General features: G+C 64.9%; 8 protein-coding genes. 4 read left to right on the forward strand and 4 right to left on the reverse strand.

Annotation, left to right across the window (positions count from 1 at the left end):
* The first annotated feature begins 1,069 nt into the window (after positions 1 to 1,069).
* Complete coding sequence (locus LRP30_RS28830; RefSeq protein ID WP_249756919.1) at positions 1,070 to 2,230, forward strand: MFS transporter; 1,161 nt, start codon at positions 1,070 to 1,072, stop codon at positions 2,228 to 2,230.
* Between the two features lie 6 nt (positions 2,231 to 2,236).
* On the opposite strand, the gene LRP30_RS28835 is transcribed toward LRP30_RS28830, so the two are convergent.
* A complete protein-coding gene (locus LRP30_RS28835) occupies positions 2,237 to 3,226 on the reverse strand; it encodes a tripartite tricarboxylate transporter substrate binding protein (RefSeq protein WP_249756920.1) in 990 nt (329 codons plus the stop codon).
* Positions 3,227 to 3,518: 292 nt separating this feature from the next.
* Between LRP30_RS28835 and LRP30_RS28840 the strand changes: the two genes are divergently transcribed.
* Positions 3,519 to 6,362 carry a winged helix-turn-helix domain-containing protein gene (locus LRP30_RS28840; RefSeq protein ID WP_249756921.1) on the forward strand — a complete coding sequence of 948 codons (2,844 nt, stop codon included), beginning with the start codon at positions 3,519 to 3,521 and terminating at the stop codon, positions 6,360 to 6,362.
* Between the two features lie 126 nt (positions 6,363 to 6,488).
* On the opposite strand, the gene msrA is transcribed toward LRP30_RS28840, so the two are convergent.
* The 3 genes from msrA to LRP30_RS28855 form a co-directional block, all read right to left on the reverse strand.
* Complete coding sequence (gene msrA, locus LRP30_RS28845; RefSeq protein WP_091878174.1) at positions 6,489 to 7,004, reverse strand: peptide-methionine (S)-S-oxide reductase MsrA; 516 nt, start codon at positions 7,002 to 7,004, stop codon at positions 6,489 to 6,491.
* Between the two features lie 181 nt (positions 7,005 to 7,185).
* Positions 7,186 to 7,608 (reverse strand): OsmC family protein, encoded by a 423-nt coding sequence (locus LRP30_RS28850; protein WP_128932423.1) that lies wholly within the window; start codon positions 7,606 to 7,608, stop codon positions 7,186 to 7,188.
* 168 nt (positions 7,609 to 7,776) lie between these two features.
* Positions 7,777 to 8,466, reverse strand: a complete 690-nt coding sequence (locus LRP30_RS28855) for a VOC family protein (protein ID WP_249756922.1) — start codon at positions 8,464 to 8,466, stop codon at positions 7,777 to 7,779.
* A gap of 327 nt (positions 8,467 to 8,793) precedes the next feature.
* Between LRP30_RS28855 and LRP30_RS28860 the strand changes: the two genes are divergently transcribed.
* Together LRP30_RS28860 and LRP30_RS28865 are read left to right on the forward strand one after the other, a co-directional pair.
* Positions 8,794 to 11,634 (forward strand): winged helix-turn-helix domain-containing protein, encoded by a 2,841-nt coding sequence (locus tag LRP30_RS28860; RefSeq protein ID WP_249756923.1) that lies wholly within the window; start codon positions 8,794 to 8,796, stop codon positions 11,632 to 11,634.
* Between the two features lie 118 nt (positions 11,635 to 11,752).
* Entirely contained in the window at positions 11,753 to 12,460 is a 708-nt protein-coding gene (locus LRP30_RS28865; RefSeq protein ID WP_249756924.1) for a hypothetical protein, read from the forward strand.
* The last annotated feature ends 67 nt before the right edge of the window (positions 12,461 to 12,527 follow it).

Genomic DNA, 12,527 nt, shown 5'->3' on the forward strand with positions numbered 1-12,527 from the left:
CCGCCGTCGTCCTCCAACTGCCACTGTCATTCCCCGCGAAAGCCGGGAATCCAGTACGCCGCGGCCTCTCGGTTCAATCACGACCGTCTCTGGAATACTGGATCGCCCGCCTTCGCGGGCGATGACAGCGCCAGACGCGCCTTCTCATTCTCGCGGCGCGTTTCGCCCGAGCTTTGCTCGATCTCTCCACCCTCTAAGCCAAGAGGGCGCAGGGAAGGCCGGGTGCCGGCTGGCACCCACGGTCCGCTGTGCGAAGGCACACGCAGAAAAACTGCACAGCGGCATACAGGTGAAGCCGAACACACGGCCTTCCCTGCGCAGTGGTCGGACGGCTTATGCCGCGCTCTCCCGGGAGCCGAGTTCCTTTTGGCCTCCCTCACCCCGGCGAAAGTCGCCGGCATCGCGCCGGTTGACACGAATGCCGCATCCGCCAGGGCTTGACCGTAGCAACGACGGCCAGGACCACACGGTTTTGCCGTACGCTCGGTTCGCTATTCGCCGCAGTTTTTCCAACCCTGTCGACGGAGCCGGAAACTTGCTGGCGAGACGAACCTGACAGCGCCGTTCGTCCGCACGAAGCCTCGGGCTCACGGAGAGCAATCCGCCCTGCCCGCACATCTCGCGCCCGACGCTGCCGCGTCCACCGCAAGCCCGGCTCTGCGATCATCACGACACATGATCGCCCCTCAAGGGTAAGCCGGGTTGGGCCAACACATACGCCAATTCCGAATTTCGGTAAAGTGGAATATTTTTGCAAGCGCGGCTTGACACCGATGCGTGTCGGAATAGCCCGGTGTTTTGCCCGACGGGCAGTCTCGCCCGGCGCCGAGATGTCGGGCAACATCTGTTCATATCCAGCAACATTCCGCCTGCCGAGCGCCAGCCGCGGCCTGGTCTCGCTTCGCCCGGCCCGTCCGCGAGCCATCAGAACCTCTTCCACGGAACGATGGCGTCCGCTTGCAGCTTTCGGGCGCTGCCTGCGACAATTCGGGCAAGCCTCGGACATAAAGGCGCGGCAATTCTGGGGCTTCTGGAGCATCCCACCCTTGCCTGCTTCCCCGGAGTTCCCATGCATTCTGCCGACCGGCCGGCGACGCGCCTTGCGACTCGGCTCGCCTTCCTCGTCGCGGGCTTCGGCATCGCGTGCTGGGCGCCGCTGGTGCCGTTCGCGAAGACGCGCCTCGGCGTCGACGACGGCATCCTCGGATTGCTCCTGCTTAGCCTCGGCATCGGCTCGGTCCTCGCCATGCTTCTGACCGGCGTCCTGAGTGCGCGCTACGGCAGCAGGCCGATCATCATTGCGGGCGGGCTCGGTCTTGCCCTGGTCCTGCCGCTGCTCGCGATCGCGAGCTCGCCCGCAGCGCTGGCGTTGGCGCTCTTTGCGTTCGGCGCGGCGCTCGGCTCGATCGACGTCGCCATGAACATCCACGCGGTGGAGGTGGAGCGCGCCGCAAAACGCCCGCTGATGTCCGGCTTCCACGCCTTGTTCAGCATCGGCGGCTTCGCCGGGTCCGCGCTGATGACGGCACTGCTCTCGCTGCAACTCGGCGCGCTCACTTGCACGCTGATCTGCTCTATCCTGATGCTGATCGCGATGTTGGTCACCTGGCCGCGCCTGCTCCGCTCGGCCCAGGTGCAGGAGGGTCCGCTGTTCGTGCTGCCGCACGGCTCCGTGCTCCTGCTCGCGCTGCTCGGCGCCATCACCTTCCTCGTCGAAGGTGCGATGCTCGATTGGGGAGCGCTGCTCGTCATCGGCGCGGGCCTCGTCTCGGAGGCGCAAGGCGGCACCGGCTATATCGTATTCTCGATCGCGATGACGGTGGGGCGGCTCGGCGGCGACGCTGTCGTCGCGCGCATCGGCGACCGCACGACGCTGTTGTGGGGAAGCCTGATCGCCATCGCGGGCTTCGTGGTCCTGCTCACGGCACCCGTTGCGGCGGTGGCCATAGCCGGCTTCCTGCTCATCGGCCTCGGCGCATCGAACCTGGTGCCGGTGCTGTTCCGCCGGGCGGCCAAGCAGACCGCCATGCCCACGGGCCTCGCCGTCGCGGCGATCACGACCGCCGGCTATGCCGGCATCCTCATCGGTCCCGCCGGCGTCGGCTTCGTTGCTCGCGTCAGTGGGCTGCCAACGGCGTTCTGGCTGCTGGCCGCGCTGATGGGTCTCGTCACGCTATCGGCAGGCGTCGTCACGAAGGAGCAACGCCGGACATCGCGCGTCAGCGCGTGAGCGGCCTCACAACTGATTGAGCCCGATCGATTTGATCACGGGCGCCAGGCTTGCCGTTGTCGCCTCGACGATGCGCTGGAATTTTTCGGGGCTTGAAGCGGCGTCCGGCTCCATGCCTTGCGCGCGATAATTCGCGAGCAGCGTCGCATCGGCCATGGCCAACCGCGTAGCCTGGGCGATCCGATCGATGATCGCATCATCGGTACGCTTGGGCGCGAACAGCCCGAACCAGCCCCCATATCTGAGATCCGGCATGCCGGATTCGACCGCCGTCGGGATATCAGGCGCGCCGCTCAGCCGCCTTTCGGTGGTGACCGCAAGCAGCCGGATCTTGCCGGCCTGGCTCAGCTGCTGCAACTGGACCGACATGACGGCAATGACGAGCGAGATCTGGCCGCTGACGAGATCATTGGTCGCCTGCGCGATGCCCCGATAGGGCACGTGGACGATGTCGAGCGCGCCGGCGTGGTGCTTGAAGGATTCGCCGACCAAATGATTTCCCGTCGCGACGCCCGGCGTCCCGTAGGACAGCTTTCCCGGATTGTCCTTCGCATAGGCGATCAACTCGCGCAGATTGGCCGCGGGCAATGAAGGATGGACCGCGAAAACCAGCGCGCTGTTGATCAGGCGGTAGATGGCGCGGAAATCGCCGACGGAATAGCCGGGATTTGCCGAGGTCAAGGGAATGATGACCTGCGTGCTGCCGTTTCCGAGCAGCAGCGAATAGCCATCGGGCTCCTCGCGCGCGACCGCGGCAGTCCCGATCGCGCCGCCTGCGCCGCCGATATAGTCGACGAAGGTCGGCCCGAGCAGCGTTGACATCTTGTCGACCCATGGGCGCCCGATCTGGTCACCCGATCCGCCAGCCCCGTAGGGGATCACCAGTCGAATGGGACGGGACGGATAGTCGGCGGCTTGTCCGCTGCGTGGGATGGTCGCCAGCGCCGCTGCGCCTGATAGCGCAGAGACGAACCGTCGCCGCGAGAAGGAAGGCATGTTCGAATCCCGGAAGCGGTAGTTACTGTCGAGGCGGGACCGGCTCCCCGTCATCCCATCGCAGCAATCCGCGACCGCCGTCAATGCTGCGGTCCGATCGAGCGGCAGCATCACCGCCGTGGCATGCTGGTCTAACCCATTCCTTTTCAAGAATTATTTCAATCAGCCGAGGCCGACCCAAGCCATCTGCGCAGGTCTGCCAGCCATGCGGCTTTCGGCCAGTTTACTCGGCGCCTCGTTCTGCTAGACCAGAACGAGATACCTTTTGACTCCCGCGAGGGGGCAATGGCGCGTGCCAGCACATAGTAACCAAGACTCAGCCATTTCATTTGGGCCATTTCGGCTGTTTCCCAAGTCCCGGCTCTTGGAGAAGGAGGGCGCGCCGCTTCACGTCGGCGGCCGCGCGCTCGACATTCTGATCTTCCTGGCCGAGCGTCCCGGTGAAGTCATCGACAAGCGCGAGCTGGTCAAGCGCATCTGGGCCGATGTTAATGTCGACGAAGGCAGTCTGCGCTTTCATGTCGCAGCACTGCGCAAGGTGCTCGGCGATACCGGCAAGTCGGCCCGCTATGTCGTCAATGTACCCGGCCGCGGCTATTGCTTCGTCGCCTCGTTCGCGCAAGCGCCGCCGCAGGTCGCCCCACCCTCCGTCGAAACCGCGCTTCCTCGCTCCCTGCCCGCTCAGCTTGCGAAGATGATCGGACGAGAGGAAGTCATCGAGAAGATCTCCAATGGACTTTCGCTCCATCGCTTCATGACCGTGGTCGGCCCGGGCGGCATCGGCAAGACCGCCGTCGCCGTCACCGTCGGGCATCGCCGATCCCAGGATTTCGGTGGGCGCGTCTTCTTTGTCGACTTCAGTCCGTTGCGGGACGCCAGCCACATCGCGACCACCATTGCTTCGGCGCTCGGCCTGACCATCAGCTCGGAGGATCCGACGCCGGCCCTGCTGACATTTCTGAAGACCGGCCCGGCCCTGCTGATCTTCGACAGCTGCGAGCATGTGCTGGATGCGCTCGCGCCGCTGGTCGAGCACATCGTTCGCGAAGCACCGCAGCTTCGCGTTCTCGCGACCAGCCGCGAGTCGTTCCGCAGCGAAGGCGAGCGGATATTCAGGCTCTTCCCGCTGGATTGTCCGCCGGAGCGCGAGGACCTTGATGTCGCCGATGTCCTTGCCTACCCTGCCGCTCAACTCTTCGTCGAGCGCATCGCGCAGAGCTCGGGTCCGTTCCAGCTCAGCGCCGAAGAGGCCCCGCTCGTCGCTAGCATCTGCCGGCGCCTCGACGGCATTGCGCTGGCGATCGAGCTCGCGGCAGGCCGCGTCAATGCCTATGGCATCGCCGGCACCGCATCCCTGCTCGACAGCCGCTTCTCGCTGCAATGGCGGGGACGCCGCACCGCCGTGCCGCGACACCAGACCCTCGCCGCCGCGCTCGACTGGAGCTACGATCTGCTGCCCGCGGCGGAGAGCGCCACCTTGCGACGGCTGTCCATCTTCGCCGGGCCGTTTGCACCGGAGGCGGCTGCCGCGGTCGCGGCCGGCGACGGCCTCAGCGAAGCGGAGACGCTGGAGGCGATCGACAGCCTGGTCACCAAATCGCTGATCTCGCCGTCCGGTTCGCGAACGCTGCGCTATCGCCTGCTCGACACCACGCGCACCTATGCGCTCGCGAAGCTGCACGAGCTCGGCGAAAACAGGCAGTTCGCGCGGCGCCATGCGGAGCATTTTCGCGATTTCTTCGAGCGCGCCGAGGCCGACACGACAACGCCGCTGCCCGAATGGCTGAACATCTACGGCGCAGAGCTGGACAATGTGCGCGCGGCGCTGGACTGGGCCTTCGCGCCCGACGGCGACGCTGCACTGGGAATAGCCCTGACCGCAGCTGCGGTCACACTGTGGGTGCGCCTTTCGTTGTTCGCCGAATGCCGCGAGCGCACCAGAACGGCCCTCGCCGCGCTCGGCGACGCCGGCGACAACGACCGTGTCCGCATGCAGCTGCTGTCGGCGCTCGGCTGGTCGCTGATGTATGGCGAAGGCCGCGCGCGCGAGGCGCGCCCGATCCTGGAGACGACCCTCGAGCTGTCGGACAGGCTCGATGACAAGGATTTCCGGCTGCGCGCGCTCTGGGGTTTGTGCATCGACCAGTTCAACAACGGGCAGTTCGGCAAGGCCCGCGCGCTTGCCGAGCGCTTTGCCGACGCGGCAGCGAACTCACCCGACAAGACCGATGTCATGCTGGGCGACCGGCTGATGGCCGTCGCGCTGCACTATCTCGGCGACCAGGACGAGGCGCGCGTGCGCATCGACCGGGTCAACGTGTCGCTGCATGTGCTGGCGGAGAAGCCGAAAATCTTCCCGCTCGACCTCAGGATATCGACGCAATATTTCCGCGCCCGCATCCTGTGGCTGCAAGGCCTGGCCGATCAGGCCCAGGCACTCGCCGCCAGGAACATCGAGGAAGGCCGCGCCAACGGTCACGCCCTGACCTTCTGCAGCGTGCTGGGACAGGCCGCCTGCCCGATCGCATTCTGGGCCGGCGATTTTGACGCCGCCGAGCGCCACGGCACCGAGTTGCTCGAGCACACCGAGCGCCATGCGATCCGGCTGTGGGGCTTGTGGGCAAAGGCCTTCAACGCAGCGGTCATTGCCAAGCGAGGCGACGTCGCGACGGGCCTGCCGCTGCTGCGCGAAGAGCTCAATCGCGCCGGCGATGCGCGCTTCCTGCCGCGATTTCTTCCCTTGCTCGGCGAACTCGCGGCGGCCTTCCTGGAGACCGACCAGATCGACCGCGGCCTCGACGTGATCGACGACGTCCTGACCCGCTGCAACGACCGGCAGGAGCTCTGGTATCTGCCAGAACTGACCCGCATCAAGGCAGAATTGATGCTCAGGAGCGCGCGTCACTCGGCGGATGCCGAAGCACGCTTGTGCGGGGCCATGGATATGGCCGTTGCGCAAGGCGCTCGCTTCTGGGCGCTGCGCTGCGCGATCAGTCTCGCGCGATTCATGTTCAGGGCTGGCCGAAGCGCAGAAGCACTGGCGGTTCTCGCCCCTGTCTGCGGGAGGTTCGCCGAGGGCGCAGACATCGCCGATATGCGCACTGCCCGCGACCTGATCGCGCAATTGCGCGCCTGACCGCGAGCGGAGCCCGCGACGACCTAGAGCATGATCGGTTCTGATTGAATCAGAACCGAAGCTCTAGATTCTTGTTTTGACGCGTTTTCTTCACGCGAACCGGTATCCACTTCGCTCGAAAATGCTCTAGCCTCCGGCAGCAGCCGCGCGCTGCGGCAGCTTCCAGCCCGGCCGGATGAAGTGGCAAGTGTAGCCGTCCGGATAGCGTTCGAGATAATCCTGATGCTCGGGCTCGGCTTCCCAGAACTCGCCGGCCGGCGCGATCTCGGTCACCACCTTGCCGGGCCATAGGCCCGACGCCTCGACGTCCGCGATCGTGTCCTCGGCAATCCGCTTCTGCGCCTCGCTGGTATAGAAGATCGCGGAGCGATAGCTCGTGCCCCGATCATTGCCTTGGCGATTGAGCGTGGTGGGATCGTGGATCTGGAAGAAGAACTCCAGCATGGTCCGGAAGCTGGTCTTTGCGGGATCGAACATGATCTCGATCGCTTCGGCGTGGCCCTCGTGATTGCGGTAAGTGGCATTCTTCACCTGACCGCCGGTGTAGCCGACGCGTGTGGAGACCACGCCGGGCTGCTTGCGGATCAGATCCTGCATGCCCCAGAAGCAGCCTCCGGCCAAAACTGCGCGCTCTGTCGTCATCTGTCCGCTCCCAATTGATCGCTCTGTCCGTTCTGCGCCTGTCGTATCATATGCTTTCGGCGGCCCGGCCGAAAGACAAGCATTGCCTGTATGTGTCCACCCGGCGCTCTCGTGGGCCCAAAGCTTCGACCGCTTCAGTTTCCCGACCAGAACCGGATGGACACGAGTTGAAAGCTCGCCGCTAGCCCAGCTTGGCGTCGAGCGTGATCGCGGCGTTGAGCACCTTGGACACCGGACAGTTCTTCTCGGCCTCGCCGGCGAGGCGCGCGAAACCTGCTTCATCGAGGTTCGGCACCTTCGCGCGCAAGGTGAGCGCTGACTTGCTGATCTTGAAGCCTTTGCCTTCGGGCTCGAGCGTGACGGCTGCCTCGGTCGAGAGCTCCTCCGGCGTGAAGCCTGCCATTTGAAGGCCGAAGGCCAACGCCATCGTAAAACAGCCGGCATGGGCCGCCGCGATCAACTCCTCGGGATTGGTCCCCTTCTCGTTCTCGAAGCGGGTCTTGAACGAATAGGGCGTCTCAGCGAGCACACCGGATTCGCTTGAGAGATGGCCCGTGCCATCACGACCAGTGCCCTTCCATACTGCTTTTGCCTTGCGGATCATCCTGGTTCTCCTTGTTTGTTTGTGGATCGTTCAGCCCGGTCCCGGCGCCCCGCGCCGGTGGAAGACGGCGGCGGCCTCGCGCCTGCCGCCTCTCCAACCGGTCACGCGGCGCCGAGGTTCCGTTCGATTTGTCCGATGATTGGCGCAAGATGGAAGACTGCCTTCAACTCAGGACGGCAGCGGTAGACCGGCTTGCTCGCGCACGATGTAATCGGCGTACCAATCCGCCCAATTCTCGTCGTGTCCGCCGATCCGCGTCTCGTGCTCACCATGCGCGACCGATGCACGGCGCAACGCCGCCGCCAGATCGCGCTGCGAGGCGAACGTCGTGCCGTCTGCCGTGATGCGACCGGGCAATCGTGTCGTGACTTCCTGAAACAGCCAGCCATTGCCGTCGGGATCACTGAATGAGGCAAACGAGCTGTAGCTGCCGCGCTCCGGGTCAGCACCGCTGACCCGGACGCTGCCAAACAGATACGGCTCGTCCGGACCGGCGTGAACATCGCCGGCACCGTGGAAGGGTTCGCTGACCGCGATGCCGCGGTCGAGCAGATCTTGTCGTGCAGCCTCCAGATCGGAGACGATCAGATACAGGCCACGCACCGAACCGGGCGCTGCGGCTGTGACGTTCTTGCCGAAAATCACCGAACAGGCCGAGCCCGGCGGCGTGAACTGGATCACGCGCCACTCGCTGCTCGACGCGAAGTCGGCGTCCAGTCGCCAGCCGAGGCGCGTGTAGAACGCCTTGGCGCGGTCGACATCGGAGACGGGGATGACGACGACTTCGAGCTTCAGATCAAGGCTACGCGATGTCGAAGGCTTGGTCGCGACGTCACGGTCGATTTCGATAGTGGCCATGATAACCTCCCCGTTGGAGTCGGATTTAACCCGAAGGCCATACTGAATGCATCGCTCGGGTTTTGCCCGTTAGACGTTGCAAGATTCTGTTATGATCGGCGGCATCGCAATCTGGCGGCGGACACTGCGACCTCGACGGTCAAGCATGCTGACGAATTGTCGCAGTCATCGTCGTAAATCGCTCGCCTTTAAGCAAAATTTGTGACGGCTATTGCCCGTGCATTCGGTGATCGCCACGCGATTTCGCCATTTTCGGTCAGTTTACTGGACATCTCGTTCTGATAGATCAACGTGCAGACATCAGCCTTTTTCAGCGGACCGTTGCTCGTGCCGGACACTAACGACCAGGATTCGGCCATTGCTTTCGGGCCGTTCCGGCTGTTTCCCAAGTCGCGGCTGATTGAGAAGGACGGCGCGCCGCTTCACCTCGGTGGCCGCGCGCTCGACATCCTCATCTTTCTCGCCGAGCGCGCCGGCGAGGTCGTGGACAAACGGGAGCTGATGCGGCGCGTCTGGGCCGACGTGAATGTCGACGAAGGCAGCCTGCGCTTCCACATCACGAATCTGCGCAAAGCCTTGGGCGATGCCGGCGAAGGCTCCCGCTACGTCGTCAACGTCCCCGGACGTGGCTATTGCTTCGCGGCCCCGCTGCTCCGGACAGCACCATTCGAGGACCGCACCAGCCTGCCTGCCGCTTCGCCCCACGCGCTTCCCTCGCCGCTTGCGAGGATGATCGGGCGCGACGATGCGGTCGAGAAGATCTCCGCAGAGCTGGCTCAGCACCGCTTCGTCACCATCGTCGGCCCCGGCGGGATCGGCAAGACCTCGGTTGCGCTCGCCGTCGCGCACTGCGAGCTCGGGGCCTTCGACGGTCGGGTGAGCTTCGTCGATTTCGGTGCGCTGACGGATGCCCGCCTCGTGCCCGGAACGATCGCGGCCGCTCTCGGCCTGACCGTCAACTCCGACGATCCCATGCCGGGCCTGCTGACGTTCCTGCGCAGCCAGCGGATGCTGCTGGTGTTCGACAGTTGCGAGCATCTCCTCGACGAGCTCGCCCCTCTGGCCGAACGCATCGTCCAGGAGGCGCCAGAGCTGCACATTCTCGCCACCAGCCGCGAATCCTTTCGCACCGAAGGCGAGCGCGTCCACCGGCTGTTTCCACTGGATTGCCCGCCGCAGCGCGACGGCCTCAGCATCGCCGACATCCTTGCCTATCCCGCAAGCCAACTCTTCGTGGAACGCATTGCCGAGAGCCTGAGCGAGTTCGAGCTCAGCGAGGAGGATGCCCCGCTCGTCGCCGAGATCTGCCGGCGTCTCGACGGCATTGCGCTTGCGATCGAGCTCGCCGCCGGGCGTGTGAACGCCTATGGCATTGCCGGGACCGCCTCGCTGCTGGACAGCCGCTTCTCGCTGTTGTGGCGAGGACGACGCACTGCGATTCCGCGACACCAGACCCTGAGCGCGGCACTCGCCTGGAGTTACGATCTGCTGCCGCCGGCCGAAAGCGCGACACTGCGCGGATTGTCGGTGTTCGTCGGCCCGTTCACGCTGGAAGCCGCAATTGCTGTCGCGTCCAGCCAGGGCATCAGCGAGTCCGAAGCTGTCGAGACGATCTCGAACCTGCTCTCCAAATCGCTGATTGCAACGTCGCCCGCGGAGCGGCGGCTGCGCTATCGCCTGCTCGACACGACACGCGCCTTCGTCGCGGACAAGCTCGTCGAGAACGGAGAAGCGGCCCGCGCTGCGCGCGCCCATGCCGAATATTTCCGCGATGTCCTGCGCGACATTGCTGTCAAATCAGCGGGCATGCAGAGCGCCGGCGGCTTCCTTCCTTATGCCGACTACCTGCCCAATGTCAGGGCCGCGCTGACCTGGAGCTTTTCGGATGGCGGCGACCGGACAATCGGCGTGGATCTGGCGGCCTCGGCAGCCCAGTTCTTCCTCGAGCTGACATTGCTGACGGAATGCTACCGTTGGACCCGGCAGGCGCTGGCCTCGCTCACGGATTCGATCGACAGCCGCCAGGAGATGACGTTGCAGGCCGCGCTCGGCGTCTCCGTGATGTTCACGCAGGGCAATACGGAAGCGGTCCGGGCGGCGTTCACGCGCAGTCTCCAGCTTGCAGGGGAACTGGAGGATTTGCACTGGCAGCTCTGGCTGCTGCGCGGATTGCACATCTATCTCACCAGGGTTGGAGATTTTCACGGCGCGCTCGGCACGGGCGAACAGGGCGAAAGCGTTGCGCGCAGGCTGAACGATCCCGCCGCCGCGCTGAACGTGGAATGGATGCTGGGCGTTGCGCATCATCTGATCGGCAATCAGGACAAGGCCGTGCAGTTTTGCCAGAGCGCGATGATGCATAATCCCGGCTCGCAGCGGCTGAACATCGGGCATCTCGGTTATGACGACCGCATCGTGGCGCTGGTGGCACTGGCGCGCGGGCTTTGGCTCACCGGCCGGCCCGATCGTGCAATTGAGGCGGCCAGGTACACCGTTCGCGAGGCCGAGCTGCTGGAGCAGCCGCTGACCCTCGGTATTTCCTTGATCTGGACGATCTACGTGTTCCTCTGGGTCGGAGATTGGGCCAATGCCGAAATCCTGATCGAGCGGCTGATCGAACATTCCGCGCGTCACTTCCTCGGCCCCTATCATGCGGTCGGCATCGGCCAGAAAGGCGAGCTGCTGCTGCGCCGCGGCGACGTCGCCGCCGGCATGGAGCATCTTCGGCGCAGCCAGGCCACGCTGTACGCCACGCGGCACCGGATCATGACGACGGTGTTTGCGACCGCGCTCGCGGAGGGGCTGCTGACCCAGAACCAGCCCGACGAGGCCCTGCGGACCATCGATGAGGCCATCGCGGAAATCCCCGATCATGGCGAGTCCTTCGACATGCCGGAGATGCTCAGGGTCAAGGGCGACATCCTCGTACGGTCTGGCAACATTGCGGAGGCCGAGAGCGTCTTGCGCAGATCGCTCGATCTGTCGCGGCGCCAATGCGCGGTCGGCTGGGAACTCCGCGGCGCGATCAGCCTTGGCCGCATCTGGGAGCGCACCGGCAAGGCCGCCGACGCGCGCGACCTGCTCACCCCACTCGTCGCGCAGTATCAGGAGGGCCTCCAGACCCGCGATCTGGTTGCCGCAAGAGGCCTCCTTGCCGCCCTGAATTGAGAGCATCTTCAACGAGATACCGCCATCCCGCGCGCTCGCAAGTCCTAACAACTTCTAACACGCCAAGCCGCACACGCCCCGCCATGGTGGAGGCACTTCACGGTGGATATGGCGGGACATGGCGCTTCTTGACGACGTAATCGATGCCAATGGCGGTATGGCCCGTTGGAACAGCTTGAAGGGGTTCACGCTCCACCTCTCCGTCGGCGGGACGCTGTTCTCCAGCGCTGGACACGCCCGGGAATTCAAGGACGTGACCGCAGAAGGCTCGACCCGGACCCAATCCATCCGCTTCACCGGCATCACGGGAGGCGAACATTCCGGGTCGTTTCAACCGGACGCGATCACGATCGAGAGCCTGGATGGTGAGGTCCTGCGGACCTGGCGCAACCCGAGCTTCGCGTCTGCCGAGGCTGGCTCTCCTGCGCTCGCGGACGAACTGCACCTCGTCTTCTTCTGCGGCGTCGCGATCTGGAATTATCTGACGACTCCATTCCTGCTCGCCGACCCCGATGTCGTGGTGGAAGAGCTGACGCCGTGGCGCGAGAGCACCCAGACCTGGCGGCGGCTGCGGGCGCAATTCCCCCCGCGCCTGGTCACGCTCGCTTCCGAGCAGATCTTCTATTTCGACGAGAGCGCTCTGCAACGGCGGACGGATCACGATCTCTTCGGGATGAAGGTCGCACATTCCTCCTGGGCCCATGACAGCTTCGGCGGCATCGTGGTGCCGACGCTTCGACGGGCGCAGACGCTGCAGTCCGATGGAGCCGTGATCGCCAAGCCTGTGCTGATGGACGTCGAGATCTTCGACGCCGTCTTCGAGTAGCGGCGCATGCGCGCGCAAACGACGTCACGTGCTCGAACCTGCGCCGACGACGTCAACCGATGCGACG

The organism is Bradyrhizobium sp. C-145, from assembly GCF_023375135.1.
GTDB classification, from domain to species: domain Bacteria; phylum Pseudomonadota; class Alphaproteobacteria; order Rhizobiales; family Xanthobacteraceae; genus Bradyrhizobium; species Bradyrhizobium zhanjiangense.